The sequence below is a fragment of the Blastococcus sp. SYSU DS0617 genome (assembly GCF_054051075.1).
On record NZ_JBJHAO010000008.1, the window covers coordinates 110,089 to 127,292 of the forward strand.

The 17,204-nt window shown below is 74.4% G+C and carries 12 protein-coding genes; 9 read left to right on the forward strand and 3 right to left on the reverse strand.

Features of this window, described 5'->3' with window-relative positions; translation table 11 throughout:
* The first annotated feature begins 1 nt into the window (after position 1).
* Complete coding sequence (smc, locus tag ACI793_RS11110) at positions 2-3,568, forward strand: chromosome segregation protein SMC (protein ID WP_456606433.1); 3,567 nt, start codon at positions 2-4, stop codon at positions 3,566-3,568.
* A gap of 34 nt (positions 3,569-3,602) precedes the next feature.
* On the opposite strand, the gene ACI793_RS11115 is transcribed toward smc, so the two are convergent.
* Genes ACI793_RS11115 through ACI793_RS11125 form a run of 3 tightly spaced genes read right to left on the reverse strand, consistent with a single transcriptional unit; the run spans position 3,603 to position 6,610 of the window.
* Complete coding sequence (locus tag ACI793_RS11115) at positions 3,603-4,103, reverse strand: RES family NAD+ phosphorylase (protein ID WP_456606434.1); 501 nt, start codon at positions 4,101-4,103, stop codon at positions 3,603-3,605.
* A 5-nt stretch (positions 4,104-4,108) separates the two neighbouring features.
* Positions 4,109-4,924 (reverse strand): endonuclease/exonuclease/phosphatase family protein, encoded by an 816-nt coding sequence (locus ACI793_RS11120; protein WP_456606435.1) that lies wholly within the window; start codon positions 4,922-4,924, stop codon positions 4,109-4,111.
* A gap of 12 nt (positions 4,925-4,936) precedes the next feature.
* The gene (locus tag ACI793_RS11125; RefSeq protein ID WP_456606436.1) at positions 4,937-6,610 is read right to left on the reverse strand and encodes an alkaline phosphatase D family protein; all 1,674 of its coding nucleotides are present in this window, start codon (positions 6,608-6,610) and stop codon (positions 4,937-4,939) included.
* A gap of 87 nt (positions 6,611-6,697) precedes the next feature.
* Here ACI793_RS11125 and ftsY point away from each other — a divergent pair, with 87 nt between their 5' ends.
* From ftsY to ACI793_RS11165, 8 genes are all read left to right on the forward strand, one after another.
* On the forward strand, positions 6,698-7,879 hold the full coding sequence (ftsY, locus tag ACI793_RS11130) for a signal recognition particle-docking protein FtsY (protein ID WP_456606437.1): 1,182 nt from the start codon (positions 6,698-6,700) through the stop codon (positions 7,877-7,879).
* A gap of 281 nt (positions 7,880-8,160) precedes the next feature.
* Positions 8,161-9,495, forward strand: coding sequence for an ammonium transporter (locus ACI793_RS11135; protein WP_456606438.1), 1,335 nt, complete (start codon positions 8,161-8,163; stop codon positions 9,493-9,495).
* The gene (locus tag ACI793_RS11140; RefSeq protein WP_091980408.1) at positions 9,492-9,830 is read left to right on the forward strand and encodes a P-II family nitrogen regulator; all 339 of its coding nucleotides are present in this window, start codon (positions 9,492-9,494) and stop codon (positions 9,828-9,830) included. Before ACI793_RS11135 ends, ACI793_RS11140 begins: the two co-directional genes overlap by 4 nt.
* Positions 9,831-9,865: 35 nt before the next feature.
* The gene (locus tag ACI793_RS11145) at positions 9,866-12,298 is read left to right on the forward strand and encodes a [protein-PII] uridylyltransferase (RefSeq protein ID WP_456606439.1); all 2,433 of its coding nucleotides are present in this window, start codon (positions 9,866-9,868) and stop codon (positions 12,296-12,298) included.
* Positions 12,299-12,405: 107 nt separating this feature from the next.
* Entirely contained in the window at positions 12,406-12,597 is a 192-nt protein-coding gene (locus tag ACI793_RS11150; protein ID WP_456606440.1) for a hypothetical protein, read from the forward strand.
* A 65-nt stretch (positions 12,598-12,662) separates the two neighbouring features.
* Positions 12,663-14,231 (forward strand): signal recognition particle protein, encoded by a 1,569-nt coding sequence (ffh, locus tag ACI793_RS11155; protein ID WP_456606441.1) that lies wholly within the window; start codon positions 12,663-12,665, stop codon positions 14,229-14,231.
* Positions 14,228-15,319 carry an amidohydrolase family protein gene (locus ACI793_RS11160; protein ID WP_456606442.1) on the forward strand — a complete coding sequence of 364 codons (1,092 nt, stop codon included), beginning with the start codon at positions 14,228-14,230 and terminating at the stop codon, positions 15,317-15,319. The genes ffh and ACI793_RS11160 overlap by 4 nt, the downstream gene beginning before the upstream one ends.
* A gap of 30 nt (positions 15,320-15,349) precedes the next feature.
* Entirely contained in the window at positions 15,350-17,098 is a 1,749-nt protein-coding gene (locus ACI793_RS11165) for a proline--tRNA ligase (RefSeq protein WP_456606443.1), read from the forward strand.
* The last annotated feature ends 106 nt before the right edge of the window (positions 17,099-17,204 follow it).

Here is a 17,204-nt window from a genome sequence, read left to right on the forward strand (position 1 = left end):
CGTGCACCTCTCCAGCCTGACGCTCAAGGGCTTCAAGTCCTTCGCGTCCGCGACGACGCTCCGGCTGGAGCCCGGCATCACCGCCGTCGTCGGACCCAACGGGTCGGGCAAGTCCAACGTCGTGGACGCCATCGCCTGGGTCCTCGGCGAGCAGGGCGCCAAGAGCCTGCGCGGCGGCAAGATGGAGGACGTCATCTTCGCCGGCACCGCCGGGCGACCGGCGCTGGGCCGCGCCGAGGTGACGCTGACCATCGACAACACCGACGGCGCGCTGCCCATCGCGTACACCGAGGTGTCGATCACCCGCCGCATGTACCGCTCCGGGGAGAGCGAGTACGAGATCAACGGTGACAAGGTGCGGCTGCTCGACGTGCAGGAGCTGCTCAGCGACTCCGGCATCGGCCGCGAGATGCACGTCATCGTCGGCCAGGGCCAGCTCGACGCCGTCCTGTCCGGCCGTCCCGAGGACCGCCGCGCCTTCATCGAGGAGGCCGCCGGGGTCCTGAAGCACCGCAAGCGCAAGGAGAAGGCGCTCCGGAAGCTCGACGGGATGCAGGCCAACCTCGACCGGCTGGCCGACCTCACCGCCGAGCTGCGCCGCCAGCTCAAGCCCCTGGGCAGGCAGGCCGAGGTCGCCCGGCGGGCCGCCGGCGTGCAGGCCGACCTCCGCGACGCCCGGCTCCGGTTGCTCGCCGACGACCTCGTGCAGCTGCGCGACGCGCTCGAGAAGGACGTCGCGGACGAGGACGCCGCCCGCACGCGCCGGTCCGAGGTCGAGCAGACCCTGGCGGTCGTCTCCCGGCGCGAGGCCGAGCTGGAGTCGGGCCTGGCGGAGAGCGCACCGAGGCTCGCCGCGGCCTCGGACACCTGGTACCGGCTCTCCGCGCTGACCGAGCGGTTCCGCGGCGTGGCCTCGCTGGCCGCCGAGCGGTCCCGGCACCTGTCCGCCGCGGGCCCGGCCGCGACGCCGGGACGCGACCCCGACCAGCTGGACGCCGAGGCCGATCGCGTCGCCGCGAACGAGGCCGAGCTGGCCGCCGGCCTGGAGGCCGAGCGGAGCCGGCTGGCCGGCGTCGTCGCCGAGCGCGGCCGGCTGGAGTCGGCCCTCGCCGAGGCGGAGGCGGCCTGGGTTGCCGCTGCCCGCGCGCTGGCCGACCGCCGCGAGGGGCTGGCCCGGCTCTCCGGCGAGGTCGCGGCCGCGCGCTCCCGGGTCACCGCGGGACAGGCCGAGATCGAGCGTCTGGCGCTGGCCGCGGCCGAGGCGACCGAGCGCGCCGAGGCCGCCGCGGACCGGCTGGCCGACCGGCGCGCCGAGGTGGCCGAGCAGGAGGACTCCGACGTCGCCCTGGTCACCGCGCACCAGGACGCCGTCGCCGCGCACGCCGCCGCCGCCGCCGCGGTCACCGAGCTGACCGCCGCCGAGCGCGCCGCCGAGCGCGACCGCGCGTCCTGGCAGGCCCGTCGCGACGCCCTGGCCCTCGGCCTCACTCCGGCCGACGGTGCGGCCGCCGTGCTGGGTGCCGGGCTGCCCGGCGTCCTCGGGCCCGTCACCGAGCGGCTCACGGTCCACCCCGGCGACGAGGTGGCGCTGGCCGCCGCCCTGGGCGGGATGGCCGACGCCGTCGTCGTGGCAGGCGTGGCCGAGGCCGCCGCCGCGCTGACCCACCTGGGCGCCACCGACGGAGGCCGCGCGGGGCTGCTCGTCACCGGAGGACTCCCACCCGTGCCCCGGGACGGCTGGCCGGAGCTGCCGGCCGGTGCCCGCTGGGCGCTGGACGTGGTGGAGGTCCCGGAGGACCTGCGGCCCGCGCTGGCCCGCACCCTCGAGCGGGTGGCCGTCGTCCCCGACCTCGCCGCGGCGGTCGAGCTGGTCGGCACCCACCCGCGGATCCGCGCCGTCACCGCCGACGGCGACCTGCTCGGCGCCGACTGGGCGCAGGGCGGTCAGCGGGACGCGCCGTCCAACCTGGAGGTCCGGGCCCGCGTCGACGACGCCGAGCGCGAGCTGCGCGCCGCGATCGAGCGCGCCGCCGGTCTCGCCGACGAGCTGGCGGCCGCGCGGGACGCGGCGCGCGCCCGCTCCGCCGAGGTGGACCAGACCCAGGCGGCCCGGCAGGCGGCCGACCGCGGCCGGTCGAAGGTCGCAGCGGAGCTGGCCGAGCTGGGTGCCGCTGCGCGATCGGCCGCCGCCGAGGCCGACCGGCACGAGAGCGCACGGGTCCGCGCCGAGGGCGCGCTGGAGGCGGCGCAGCTCGCGCTCGGCGGCCTGGAGTCCCGGCTCGCCGAGGCGGAGGCGGCGCCGGTCGAGGAGGAGCCGCCCACCGAGCAGCGCGACCGGCTGCGCGCCGAGGTGGCGACGGCCCGGCAGGGGGAGACCGAGGCCCGGCTCGCGGTGCGCACCGCCGAGGAGCGCGCGCGGGCACTCCAGGGCCGCGCCGAGTCGCTGCGCCGCCAGGCCCGGCAGGAACGTGCCGCTCGCGAGCGCGCGGCCGAGGCCCGGGCCGCGCGCCGGCGCGGCGCGACCGTGGCCGAGCGGGTCCGTGCCGACGCCGAGCGGGCGCTGGTCGCCCTGACCGGGTCACTGGCGCGGGCCGCGGCCGAGCGGGACGCGCTGGCCACCGGCCGGGCGGCCGCCGAGGCCGAGCTGCTCGAGGTGCGCGGCCGGGTGCGTGCCGCGACCGCCGAGCTGGACCGGCTCACCGACGAGGTGCATCGCGACGAGGTCGCACGGGCCGAGCAGCGGCTGCGCATCGAGGCGCTCGAGGGCCGGGCCGCCGAGGAGTACGGCGTCGACCTGCCGACGCTGGTCGCCGAGTACGGGCCGGTCGCCCCCGTCCCGCCGTCCCCGGCGGAGGAGGCCGCGGCGGAGGCCGCCGGCGACGAACCGCCGGCCCCCAGCCCCTACGACCGGGCGGTGCAGGAGCGTCGTGCGGCCCGCGCCGAGCGCGACCTCGCCACCCTGGGCAAGGTCAACCCGCTCGCCCTCGAGGAGTTCGCGGCGCTCGAGGAGCGGCACACGTTCCTCGCCACCCAGCTCGAGGACCTCAAGAGCACCCGCCGCGACCTGCTCACCGTCGTCCGCGAGGTCGACGACCGGATCCACGACGTCTTCGCCACGGCCTTCGCCGACGTCGCCCGGGAGTTCGAGGGCGTCTTCGCCACGCTGTTCCCGGGCGGGCAGGGCCGGCTGGTGCTCACCGAGCCCGACAGCATGCTCACCACCGGCATCGAGGTCGAGGCGCGCCCGCCGGGCAAGAAGGTCAAGCGGCTGTCCCTGCTGTCCGGTGGCGAGCGGTCCCTGACCGCCGTCGCGCTGCTCGTGGCGATCTTCCGGGCCCGGCCCTCGCCGTTCTACGTCCTCGACGAGGTCGAGGCGGCGCTGGACGACGTCAACCTGGGCCGGCTGCTCACGCTGGTCGAGCAGCTGCGGTCCACCTCCCAGCTCATCGTCATCACCCACCAGAAGCGGACGATGGAGATCGCCGACGCGCTCTACGGCGTGAGCATGCGCGGCGACGGCATCACCGGCGTCATCAGCCAGCGGCTCCGCGAGCTGCCGGCCGCCTGAGCGGGACGGCCGCCCCGGCCGGCCGACCCATCCCTCAGCCCGGGATCTCGCGAACGCTGGGCGCGCCCGGCCGGTTCCAGGTGAAGAGCACCAGGTGCCAGAGGTCCGGCCGCCTGCGCGAGGGGTCGATGAGGCCGTGCGCACCCCGCCGCTCGAGCGCCTGGCGGACCCGCCACGACGGTGGGCAGCCGCCGGCCGCGACGGTGTCCTGCCAGTCGGCGGCGGCGTCCGCGGGATCGATGCCGACCGACCGCAGCGCCTCGTGCGCGCGCAGGTCGACGATCCGGTCGGCCGCCACCGCGAACGCCGGCACGTCGAGCGCCGTGCTCCGCGCGCCGGAGTGGGCGATCATCGCGGCGGCGACACCCTCCCGCGATGCGCTGAGGTAGAGCGTCGGGACGTCCGCGGGGGAGTACCGGCCGGCCGACCGCGAGCCGGCGAGCGCGGCCGCGCGGTGGGCCGGGTCCACGGCGCGGTAGAACGTCCCGCTGACGGTGCGCGCCAGGGGATCGTCTCCGGCGACGAGTGCAGCCACGGGGCTCAGACGCCGGAGGGGATCCGCAGGTCGACCACGAGCGGCAGGTGGTCCGACGCCCCGTCGGCGTCCAGCACCCGCGCGCTCGCGACGGTGACGCCGGGGGAGACCCAGGCCTGGTCGATGCGCCGGTGCGGCGAGTGCGCCGGGTGGGTGTGCCCCTCGTCCCGCTGCCAGAAGCGCCAGCCGGCCTGGTCGCCGCGGTCCTCGGCGAGCTCCCAGGCGTCGGTGAAGCGCTCCCGCAACGGGTGCAGCTCCGGAGCGTCGGGCCGGGCGTTGAAGTCACCCACGAGGACGCCGGAGGCCATCTGCTCGGTGTGCAGGGCGGAGAGGGCGCCGACCTGCTGCTCCCGCTCGGCGGCCGAGCGGGTGGTCAGGTGCGTGGCGGTGACCCACAGCGTGCCGCCGTCGAGCTCGAGCATGGTGCGCAGCGCGCTGCGGGGCTCGCCCGCGCCGGGCAGCCGGTGGACGTCGCTGATCAGGATCGGCAGCCGGGAGAGCAGCGCGTTGCCGTACTGGCGGCGCGGGCGGTCGCCCGGGTGCGGCTCGTCGATGGCCGGCCCCCAGGCCAGCTGCATGTCCAGCGCCCGGGAGAGCAGCAGCGCCTGGTCGACGTCCTCGCTGCGCTCGCCGAACCAGCGGTCGACCTCCTGCAGGCAGATGACGTCGGCGTCGGCGTCGGCCAGCACCTTGGCCAGCCGCGGCAGGTCGTGCCGGTCGTCGTCCCCGACCCCGTGGTGGGTGTTCAAGGTGACCAGCCGGACGGGGATGGGCGGCTGGTCGGGCCCCGGTGCGGGTCGGATGCCGAATGCGTCGGTCACCGCGCCAGCTTCTCAGGCATCGGACAGCCGGGCGTCGAGCACCTCGCGCAGGGACTCGTCGCCGATCTCCGAGACCGACAGCAGGAAGCGCGCCTCCCGACCGTCCAGCACCAGCTCCCCGATCTGGTTGCCGAAGAACGGGCCGGCCTGCTTGTCCCACCGCAGCGCCGTGGGCTCGGACTTGACCAGACGCGCCAGGCGCTCGGTCCAGCGACGCGCGGCCCGGCTCCAGCCGATCTTGAAGCCGATGCGGATCGGGTGCGGCGCCTGGTTGTGCAGCGGCGAGACGGTGAGCTGGTGCACCCGGGCCTGCAGATCGCCCGGGCGCACCAGCTCGGCGGCGTAGGCGTGGTGGACGTCGCCGGAGAGGACCAGTGCCGTGGCCGGTGCCCGGCCGTGCTCGCCCCGGGCGACCGCCGTCAGTGCCGCACCCAGCCGCTCGAAGGAGTGGCCGAACGCCGACCAGTGCTCCAGGTCGGCGGCCTGCCGGATCTTCTCCGAGAGCCGGCCGCGCCAGCGTCCGTGGTGGCGCACGTTGAGCGTCTCGTTCCACCGCTCGATGTTGTGGATCGCGTGCGGCAGCAGCCAGGGCAGCGAGGTGCCGACGACGAGGTGCTCGACGCCCTCGTCGACGGCCCGGCGCATCGCGGCCTCGACCCAGTCGAACTCCTCCTCGTCGAGCATCCGGCGGTGCTGCTCCTCCAGGACCCGGCCGGCCCGGCTGTCGACCATGAGCAGCCGCACGTCGCCCCAGTGCCGGACGTAGCTCCACCGGATCGTCGCCGGTTCCGCGTCGGCCAGCTCGGCCATCTCGCGCAGCAGCGGCTCGGCGTCGCGGAGGGGGGCGTCATCGCTCAGGTCCTGGATCGCCTGCCAGGTCTCGTTCGCCGCCAGCTCCTGCGGGCTGAGGTTGCCCAGGTGCTGGTAGACCCAGTAGCTGACCAGGCCGCCGGTGATCCGGCCCTTCCACCAGGGCTCCTGCGAGGCCGTCGCCCGCCAGGCCGCCGAGGTGTTCCAGTCGTCGATCATCTCGTGGTCGTCGAAGATCATCGACGACGGAATGGTGGACAGCAGCCACCGCACCTGCGGGTCCTGCCACGACTCGTAGTAGAGCCGGGTGTACTCCTCGAAGTCCGCGACCTGGTCGTCCGGCGACTGGTGCGCGGCGTGCCGGTCGCGCCCGCGGTGGAGCAGCGACGTCGTGTGCTTCGTGAGCTCGTCGGCGTAGACCTGGTCGCCCAGGAGCACCAGGGCGTCGGGCCAGCGCTCCTCGGGCTGCGCGGCGATCCGCTGGGCGTAGAGGTCGAGCGCGTCGGGCGGGATGCCCTCGCTCTCCTCGACCGTGCGCGGGCTGGCGTAGCGGCAGGAGCCGAACGCCAGGCGGAAGGGGCCGGGGCCGCCCGGCGTCCGGATCCGGCTGGCCGGGAACTCCGAGTCCTGCGGCGGCCACACCCGGGCGTCGTCGAGCCGGACCTCGTAGGGCGTGGTGCTGCCCGGCTCGAGGCCCTCCACGACGACCAGCGCGTAGTGGTGGTCGGCGACGCAGAAGGTGCGTGCGCTGCGGCCCAGGACGTCGACCTCGCAGGGCCGGTCGGTCTCCACCCAGACGGTCGCCGAGACCGGGTCGACGTGCCGCAGCAGGGGGCCGAGCAGGAGGGTGGGGGTGCTCGGTCGAGTCGGCTGCATGGGGTCCAGCCTGGCCTACCGAGCTGGGAGCCGCCTGGGGCCGGGAGCCGCCTCGGCGGTGCCGGTCAGGACTGGAAGACTCGCGGCATGGAATTCGTGCTGATCGCGATCGGGATCCTCGTCGTCGCGCTGATCGCCGGGATCGGGCTGCTCGTCAACGCGGGGCGGCGCACCACCCGCCTCGACGACGACGACGTCGCCGGCACCACGCTGACCCGCCCGCGGCCGGCGGACACCGAGGCGCCGCCTGCCCGCACGGGCTCGACCGCGTCGGGGCTGGGGCTGCCGCCCGAGACCGTCGAGCTGCCGCCGGCGCAGGCCGAGCCGGGCCTGGTCTTCGAGACGCCGCCACCGTCGGCCGGCCGCCTCGTCCGGCTGCGCTCCCGGCTGGCGCGCTCGCAGTCCTCCCTGGGGCGCGGCCTGCTCACCGTGCTGGCCCGCGAGAAGCTGACCGAGGACGACTGGGAGGAGATCGAGGAGACCCTCCTCGCCGCCGACATCGGCATCGCGGCCACCACGCAGATCGTGCAGCGCCTGCGCACGCAGTCGATGGTCCTGGCGACCGCCTCGGGCGCCGAGCTGCGCGAGCTGGTCGTCGACGAGCTCACCGCCGTCCTCGGGCCCGAGCTCGACCGCACGCTGGGCACCGACCGGCACGAGGGACGCCCCGGTGTGGTGCTGGTCGTGGGGGTCAACGGCGCCGGCAAGACGACGACGGTCGGCAAGATCGCGCGGGCGCTGGTCGGCGACGGCAAGAGCGTGGTCCTCGGTGCCGCCGACACCTTCCGCGCCGCGGCGGCCGACCAGCTGGAGACATGGGGCGAGCGGGTCGGCGTGCTCACCGTGCGCGGCCGGGAGGGCGGCGACCCGGCGTCGGTCGCGTTCGAGGCCGTGCGCACCGGCATGGAGGCCGAGGCGGACACCGTCGTCGTCGACACCGCGGGCCGGCTGCACACCAAGTCGGGGCTGATGGACGAGCTCGGCAAGGTCAAGCGGGTCGTGGAGAAGCAGGCGCCGGTCACCGAGGTGCTGCTGGTCCTGGACGCCACGACCGGGCAGAACGGCGTCGTCCAGGCCCGGGTGTTCACCGAGGCCGTCGAGGTGACCGGCGTGGTGCTCACCAAGCTCGACGGCACCGCCAAGGGCGGCATCGTGGTCCGCGTGCAGCAGGAGCTGGGCATCCCGGTGAAGCTGATCGGCCTGGGGGAGGGGGCCGACGACCTGGCGCCGTTCGAGCCGCGGGCCTTCGCGGAGGCGATCGTCGGGTGACGCCGGCGGGAGCATCGCAGCGAGCGCCGGCGAGCGAGGAGCGGACCGCGGGCGGAGGCCGACGCACGGACATCGTCGGCTGAGTTCCCCCTGAGGGGGTGCGCGCAACACGCCTGCAACGTGGGGGGCCGACACGCGGTGCGGAGTTCACCGCCGCGAAACAGCGGCGCGCTGCTCGCAGAAACACGCCCCCGGCACGGTGAACGCCACGTCGCCCTCCCGCCGGAGGGCCGGCTCCACCGAACGGCCGCCCCGGCCGACGACCCCCTCAGGAGGTTGCCGTGGTCAACACCGGCGACACCGCCTGGATCCTCACCAGCGCGGCGCTCGTGCTGCTGATGACTCCCGGGCTCGCGCTCTTCTACGGCGGCATGGTCCGCGCGAAGAGCGTGCTCAACATGATGATGATGAGCTTCGGGGCGCTGGCACTGATCAGCGTCCTGTGGGTCCTCTACGGCTACTCGATCGCCTTCGGGGACAGCGTCGGGGGTGCCGGGATCCTCGGCAACCCGGGTGAGTTCTTCGGGCTCAACGGGCTCATGGAGGACACCACCAGCGAGGAGGGCGGCCTGCCCACGATGGCGTTCGTCGGCTTCCAGGCCGTGTTCGCGATCATCACCGTCGCGCTGATCTCCGGCGCCATCGCCGACCGGGCGAAGTTCGGTTCCTGGATGGTCTTCGCCGGCATCTGGGCGACCATCGTGTACTTCCCGGTCGCGCACTGGGTCTTCGCCTTCGACGCCGACGACATCGTGGGTGGCTGGATCGCCAACGACCTGGCGGCCCTCGACTTCGCCGGTGGTACCGCCGTGCACATCAACGCCGGTGCGGCCGGCCTGGCGCTGGCCTTCGTGCTCGGCAAGCGCCGCGGGTTCGGCCGCGAGGCCATGCGCCCGCACAACCTGCCCCTGGTCATGATCGGCGCCGGGCTGCTGTGGTTCGGCTGGTTCGGCTTCAACGCCGGCTCCGCGCTGGCCGCGAACAACACCGCGTCGGTGGCGTGGGTGAACACCCTGGTCGCGACCGGTGCCGCCATCCTCGGCTGGCTGCTCGTCGAGAAGATGCGCGACGGCCACTCCACCTCGCTGGGCGCGGCCTCCGGTGTCGTCGCCGGGCTGGTGGCCATCACCCCGGCCTGCAACGCGGTCTCGCCCATCGGCGCGATCCTGATCGGTGTCATCGCCGGTGCGCTGTGCGCGCTGGCCGTGGGCCTGAAGTACACGCTGGGCTACGACGACTCCCTCGACGTCGTGGGCGTGCACCTCGTCGGTGGCCTGTGGGGCACCATCGCCATCGGCTTCCTCGGCTCGGCGGACTCGCCGTCGGGCGTCGACGGACTCTTCTACGGTGGCGGGGTCGACCAGCTCTGGCGCCAGGTCGTCGGCGCCGTCGCCGTCCTGCTGTTCTCCTTCGTGGTGACCTGGATCATCGGCACCCTCATCCAGAAGACGATCGGCTTCCGGATCAGCGAGGATGACGAGGTCGCCGGTATCGACAACGTCGTGCACGCGGAGTCGGGATACGACTTCGCCTCGCTCGGCAGCAGCGGTTCGACCGCACCACTGTCCGGCCAGGCGCGCGCCGAGGCCCGTAACACGGAAGGGAGCCGGGCATGAAGCTCGTCACCGCGATCGTCAAGCCGTTCAAGCTCGACGACGTCAAGAACGCTCTGGAGCTGATCGGCGTCGCCGGTCTCACCGTGAGCGAGGTCCAGGGCTTCGGTCGCCAGCGCGGTCACACCGAGGTCTACCGCGGCGCGGAGTACCAGGTGGACTTCGTGCCGAAGGTCCGCATCGAGGTCGTCGTCAGCGAGCTGGACGCCGCCCGCGTGGTGGACGCCGTCGTCGAGGCCGCCTCGACCGGCCAGATCGGCGACGGCAAGGTGTGGGTGACCACGATCGACGAGATCGTGCGCGTCCGCACCGGCGAGCGCGGGGACGACGCGCTCTGACGCGCTCCCGCTGAGCGCACCCGTCGGCCGGGGTGGTGGACCGCCCACCGCCCCGGCCGACGCACCACCTGGGCGAGGCCGTCACCGGAGGGGAACGCGTGCTGGACACCGAGGCGCTGCCAGGACTGACCCGCGCCGAGCGCGTGCGGGCCGTCGACGCCTGGCTCGCCGGGCTGCTGGACGACGCCGTCGCCGGTACCCCGCCGCCGCTGCCGCGCCGCGGCGGCGCCCCTCCCCGGACGGGCACCGAGGGGCTCGCGCTGATGGCGGTGGGCAGCCTCGGGCGCCGGGAGCTGCCTCCCTACGGCGACCTGGACCTGGTGCTCGTCCACGACGGCCGCCCCGAGATCGCCGCCATCGCCGACGCGCTCTGGTACCCCGTCTGGGACGCCGGGCTGCGGCTGGACCACTCCGTGCGCTCGGTGGCCGAGGCCGTGTCGGTCGCCTCCAGTGACGTCAAGGCCGGGCTCGGACTGCTGGACGCCCGGCTCGTGGCCGGCGACCCGGAACTGGCCGGCCGGCTGCGCGCCGCCACGCTGAGCAGCTGGCGGCAGACCGGTTCCCGGCTGCTCCCGGCGCTGCGCGACCTGCGGCGCGGGCGCGCGCGGCAGGTCGGCGAGCTGGCGTTCCTGCTCGAGCCGGACCTCAAGGAGGCCTACGGCGGGCTGCGCGAGGGCCAGGTGCTGCGGGCGGTGGCCGCCGCGCAGCTCGCCGACGAGCCCACGGCGGAGGTCGAGGCCGCCTACTCCTTCCTGCTCGACGTGCGCGACGAGCTCCGGCGGCGCAGCGGCCGGCCCACCGACGTCCTGGTGCGCCAGGAGCAGCGCCCCGTCGCCGTCGCCCTCGGCCTGTCCGGGGAGGACGCGCTGCTGCGCGAGGTGAGCCTGGCCGGCCGCCGGCTGGCCTTCGTCGCCGACGAGACATGGCGGCGCGTCGAGACGGCCCTGGTCCGGCCTCCCCGGAGCCGGTACCGGCGGGTGCGCCGCGAGCCGCTGGCCGACGGCGTCGTCCGTCAGGGGGACGAGGTCGTGCTCGCCCGCGACGCCCGCCCGGCCGCCGATCCGGGGCTGCTCCTGCGGGCCGCGGCCGCCGCGGCCCGGGTCGACCTGCTGCTGTCGCCCTACACGCTCAAGGTGCTCGCCGTGCACAGCCAGCAGCTGCCCGATCCCTGGCCGCCGGAGGTGCGCTGGTCGTTCCTCCGCCTGCTGGCCAGCGGCCGCTCCGCCGTCCCCGTGCTGGAGCAGTTGGACCAGGAGGGCCTGCTGTCCCGGCTCATCCCGGAGTGGGACCGCATCCGCTCGCTGCCGCAGCGCCATCCGTGGCACCGCTTCACCGTGGACCGCCACCTGGTCGAGGCCGCGGCCGCCGCGGCCGAGCTGACCCGGGACGTCGACCGCCCCGACCTGCTGCTGGTCGCCGCGCTGCTGCACGACATCGGCAAGGGGTGGCCGGGCGACCACAGCGAGGTGGGGGAGCCGATCGCCGCCGCCATCGCGACCCGCATGGGCTTCGCCGAGCCCGATGTGGCGGTCATCGCCACGCTGGTGCGCCATCACCTTCTGCTCCCCGCGACCGCGACCCGCCGCGACATCGACGACCCCGCGACGATCGACCGGGTGGCGGCCACCATCGGCGCCGACACCGCCGTCCTCCAGCTCCTGCACGCGCTGGCACAGGCCGACGGCGCCGCCACCAGTACCTCGGCCTGGTCCCCCTGGAAGGCCCATCTCGTGGCGGCGCTGGTGGCGCGGGTGCAGGGCAAGCTCGCCGGGACCCCCACCGGCGAGGCCAGCCCTGTGCTGCACCCCGTCACCCCGCAGGCGACCGCCACCATGCCCGACGTCCCCGGCTGGACCGGTACGGTGACCGTCGGCATCGAGGACGTCGCCGACGGCCAGCAGGTGACCATCGGGGCGCCCGACCGGCCGGGTCTGCTGAGCACCTGCGCCGGCGTGCTGGCGCTCAACCAGCTGGACGTGCGGGCGGCGAAGATCACCGTGGCGGACTCCTACGCCGTCAGCGTGTTCGCGGTGCGCCCCCGGTTCGGCCGCGCCCCCGTCCCGGAGATCCTGGCCGACGGCGTGCGCGCCGCGCTGGAGGGCAGCCTGCCGCTGGCCGCCCGCCTCCGGCAGCGGGAGGCCGACTACCGCGAGGACGGCGTACGGTCCGCGCCGCCGCGGATCTCCTGGCACAACAGCGAGGTCAGCGGTGCGGCCACCGGCATCGTCGAGGTCCGGGCCGGTGACCGCGCCGGGCTGCTGTACCGGCTGACGGCGGCGATCGCGGGGGAGGGGCTCGACGTCACCTCGGCCCGCATCGAGACCCTCGGCGCGGACGCGGTCGACTGCTTCTACGTGTGCAACCCCTCCGGTGACCCCGTCGACCCGGAGCAGCGGCAGCGGGTGGACGCGGCGCTGATCGGGGCGATGCGCCCGGCGGTCGAGGCGCCGCGGACCATGGCCCCCTGACCCGCGGGCCGGCGACACGCCGCCGCGCGTGCGGAAACCTGTCGGTGGCGCGTGCGACGGTCGGTACCGAGCGGGACGGAACGGTCCCACCGGGGGAAGGACGCGTCGTGGACAACCAGTTCTGGCACTGCTCCGACTGCGGCGACGAGCGCGAGTTCGTGCAGCCGGCATGCATCGACGGGCACACCGAGGACGGCGGGCAGTGCCCGGAGTGGGCCTGCGTGGACTGTGGTGCCGCGCTGGTGACCGGTGTCCCCGTCGGAGACGTCGTCGGGTCGGGCCTGACGCACGCCGCCTAGTCCGTCGATACCCTCGGGACGGACGGCGCGACGTGTCTCGCGCCCGTGACTGCTGAGGACGTGTTGTGTTCGAGACCCTCTCCGACCGCCTGGACAAGGTCTTCACCGGCCTGCGGGGCAAGGGTCGGCTGACCGACGCCGACATCGACGCCACCGCGCGCGAGATCCGTATCGCGCTGCTCGAGGCCGATGTCGCCCTGCCCGCCGTGCGGGCCTTCATCGATGCCGTGAAGCAGCGCGCCCGCGGCGCGGAGGTCTCCCAGGCCCTCAACCCGGCGCAGCAGGTCATCAAGATCGTCAACGAGGAGCTCATCGCCATCCTCGGTGGCGAGACCCGCCGCATCCGGCTGGCCAAGCAGTCGCCGACGGTGATCATGCTGGCCGGTCTGCAGGGTGCCGGTAAGACCACGCTCGCCGGCAAGCTCGGCCGCTGGCTCAAGGAGCAGGGGCACACCCCGCTGCTCGTGGCCTGCGACCTGCAGCGCCCGAACGCGGTCAACCAGCTGTCCATCGTCGCCGGCCAGGCGGGGGTCGACGTCTACGCCCCCGAGCCGGGCAACGGGGTCGGCAACCCGGTGCAGGTGGCCCGAGACTCGATCGACCACGCCCGCCGCACGATGCACGACGTCGTCGTCGTCGACACCGCCGGCCGGCTGGGCATCGACGCGGAGCTGATGCAGCAGGCGGCGGACATCCGCGACGCCGTGCAGCCGGACGAAACCCTGTTCGTCGTCGACGCGATGATCGGCCAGGACGCCGTCACCACGGCGCAGGCGTTCCAGGACGGGGTCGGCTTCAGCGGCGTCGTCCTCACCAAGCTCGACGGCGACGCCCGGGGTGGTGCGGCGCTGTCGGTCCGGCACGTGACCGGGCAGCCGATCATGTTCGCCTCCACCGGCGAGAAGCTGACCGACTTCGACGTCTTCCACCCCGAGCGGATGGCCTCGCGCATCCTCGGCATGGGCGACGTCCTCACGCTGATCGAGCAGGCCGAGAAGACCTTCGATGCCGACCAGGCCGAGCGCATCGCCGGCAAGATGGCCTCCCGCGAGGGCTTCACCCTCGAGGACTTCCTCGAGCAGATGCTGGCCATCCGCAAGATGGGGCCGATCGCCAACCTGCTCGGCATGCTGCCGGGTGCCGGGCAGATGAAGGAGCAGCTCAAGCAGGTCGACGACCGCGACCTGGACCGGACGACGGCGATCATCCGGTCGATGACGCCGCAGGAGCGGGTCAACTCCAAGATCATCAACGCCTCGCGGCGGGTGCGCATCGCGAACGGTTCCGGCGTGACCGTCAGCGAGGTCAACAGCCTGCTGGAACGCTTCGCGCAGGCGCAGAAGATGATGGGCCAGATGGCCGGCAGCATGGGCATGCCCGGCATGGGGCCGATGTCGAAGAAGGCCCGCGGCCGGCAGATGCAGGCGCAGTCGAAGAAGGGCAAGAAGGGCAAGGGCGGCAAGGGCAAGGGCGGTCCCGCCCGCCGGCCGGTCGGGGCCCCCGGACTCCCTCCGGGCGCCGGCAACCCCTTCGGCGGGATGCCGGGTGGCATGCCGAACCTGCCCCCGGGTCAGGGGATGCCCGACCTCACGAAGCTGAACTTCGACCAGTTCAAGGACGGCAACGGGCGGTGAGCGCGCCGCTGCCCCCGCTGCACCTGTCCGGTGTGGTGCTGCCCGCCGGTGAGCACCGCGACGTCTGGGTGCGGGAGGGCCGGTTCACCTTCGAGCCGGTGCCGGGTGCGGAGACGGTCAGCCTCGGTGGCTGGCTGGTGCCCGGGCTGGTCGACGCGCACTGCCACGTCGGCATCCTGCGCGGCGGCGGGCACGCCGAGGACCTCACGGAGGCCCGCGCCCAGGCGCTGGCCGAGCGCGACGCCGGGGTGCTGGCGCTGCGCGACTGCGGATCGCCGGTGGACACCCGGGCGCTGGACGACGACCCGGACCTGCCGACGATCATCCGCGCCGGCCGGCACATCGCCCGGACCCGCCGGTACATCCCGGGCCTGGGCATCGAGATCGAGCCCGAGGATCTGGTCGAGCAGACCCGCGTGCAGGCCCGGCGCGGCGACGGCTGGGTCAAGCTGGTGGGGGACTGGATCGACCGCTCGGTCGGCGACCTCGCCGCCGAGTGGCCGGCCGACGTGGTGGCCGCGGCGATCGCGGCGGCGCACGAAGAGGGCGCGCGGGTCACCGCGCACACGTTCGGCACCGACGCGCTGCCCGCGCTCATCGCGGCCGGCATCGACTGCATCGAGCACGGCACCGGGCTGACCGAGGAGCTCATCGGCGAGATGGCCCGCCGGGGCACCGCCGTCGTCCCGACGCTGGTGAACGTGGAGAACTTCCCCGGGTTCGCCGCGGCGGGGGAGAAGAAGTTCCCCACGTACGCGTCCACGATGCGGCGGCTGTACGCGAACTCCGGCGCCGTCGTGCGGGCCGCGTTCGAGGCCGGTGTCCCGGTGTTCGCCGGCACCGACGCCGGCGGCGGTATCGACCACGGCGTGATCGCCGACGAGATCCGCGCCTTGTGCGAGGCGGGCATCCCCGCCGAGGACGCGCTGGCGGCCGGCTCGTGGAAGGCGCGCGAGTGGCTGGGGCTGCGCGGCATCGAGGAGGGCGCGCCGGCCGATGTCGTCGTCTACGCGGACGACCCCCGCGCGGACCTGGACACGTTGCAGTCGCCGCAACGGACGGTGCTGCGGGGCAGGGTCGTCGGATAAGGGGTCGCCGGGCCTGGGAGACTCGTCGGCGTGCTGCTCCGGATGTCGACCCTGTTCCTGCGGACCCTGCGTGACGACCCGGCCGACGCCGAGGTCGCCAGCCACCGCCTGCTCGCCCGCGGCGGGTACATCCGCCGGGCCGCGCCGGGTGGCTTCACCTGGCTGCCGCTGGGCTACCGGGTCTTCCGCAACGTCGAGCGCATCATCCGTGAGGAGATGGACGCGATGGGCGCGCAGGAGGTGGCCTTCCCCTCGCTGCTGCCCCGCGAGCCGTACGAGGCGACCGGCCGGTGGACCGAGTACGGACCCAACCTCTTCCGCCTGCAGGACCGCCGCGGCAACGACTTCCTCCTCGGCCCCACGCACGAGGAGATGTTCACGCTCCTGGTGAAGGACCTCTACGGCTCCTACAAGGACCTGCCGGTCTCGCTGTACCAGATCCAGACCAAGTTCCGGGACGAGGCGCGGCCCCGCGCCGGTCTGTTCCGCGGCCGCGAGTTCACGATGAAGGACAGCTACTCCTTCGACATCGACGACGCCGGCCTGGACAAGAGCTACGCCCTGCACCGCGATGCCTACATCCGGATCTTCGACCGGCTGGGGCTGGAGTACGTGATCGTCTCGGCGATGTCGGGTGCGATGGGCGGCTCCAAGAGCGAGGAGTTCCTGCACCCGACCGCGATCGGCGAGGACACCTTCGTCCGCTCGCCCGGTGGGTACGCGGCCAACGTCGAGGCGGTCACCACCGTCGTCCCCGACGAGATCCCGTTCGACGGGCTGCCCGAGGCGCACGTCGAGGACACCCCCGACACCCCGACCATCGAGACGCTGGTCGCCGTCGCGCAGCAGCTGTTCCCCGACGCCGGCTACACCGCGGCCTCGACGCTGAAGAACGTCGTCGTCACGCTGGTGCACCCCGACGGCTCCCGTGAGCCACTGGTCATCGGGCTGCCCGGCGACCGGGACGTCGACGCCAAGCGCCTCGAGGCCCAGCTCGCCCCGGCCGAGGTCGAGCCGTTCACCGACTTCGCGGGCAACCCGGCGCTGGTGAAGGGCTACATCGGCCCGCAGGTGCTGGGTGCGGAGAGCGAGTCCACGATCCGCTACCTGGTCGACCCGCGCGTGGTCGCCGGCACCCGGTGGGTCACCGGCGCCAACGAGGCGGGCAAGCACGTGTTCGACCTCGTCGCCGGCCGCGACTTCACCTGGGACGGCGTCATCGAGGCCGCCGAGGTGCTGCCCGGCGACCCCGCGCCCGACGGCTCCGGTCCGCTGGAGCTCGCCCGCGGTGTCGAGATGGGCCACATCTTCCAGCTGGGCCGCAAGTACGCCGAGGCGCTGGACCTCACCGTCCTCGACGAGAACGGCAAGCTCGTCACGGTCACCATGGGCTCCTACGGCATCGGCGTCTCCCGCGCCGTCGCCGCCATCGCCGAGTCCACCCACGACGAGCTGGGCCTGGTCTGGCCGCGCGAGGTCGCGCCGGCCGACGTGCACGTCGTCGCCACGGGCAAGGACGCCGCGGTCTTCGAGGCCGCCGAGGCGCTGGCCGCCGAGCTGGTGGCCGCCGGGCTCACGGTGCTCTACGACGACCGGCCCAAGGTCAGCCCGGGCGTGAAGTTCAAGGACGCCGAGCTGCTCGGGATGCCCACCATCGTCACCGTCGGCCGCGGCCTGGCCGAGGGCGTCATCGAGGTGCGCGACCGCAGGACCGGCGAGCGCGAGGAGGTGCCGGTCGCCGAGGCCGGCGCCCGCGTGCTCGCCGCCACCCGCGGCTGATCGGCACCCACGCTGGGATCAGGTGACCTGATCCCAGCGCGTCCTCCCTCACGGTGTGCGGTGGGGGAGGACGCGCTGCGGTGAGGGAGGACGGCGTCGGACCGGT

What these genes read in the sequence shown, in the direction of transcription:
- ftsY (WP_456606437.1), top strand. Translation starts at nt 6,698, where the DNA reads ATGGAATTCGTGCTGATCGCGATCGGGATCCTCGTCGTCGCGCTGATC.
- ACI793_RS11140 (WP_091980408.1), top strand. Translation starts at nt 9,492, where the DNA reads ATGAAGCTCGTCACCGCGATCGTCAAGCCGTTCAAGCTCGACGACGTC.
- ACI793_RS11125 (WP_456606436.1), bottom strand. Translation starts at nt 6,610, where the DNA reads ATGCAGCCGACTCGACCGAGCACCCCCACCCTCCTGCTCGGCCCCCTG.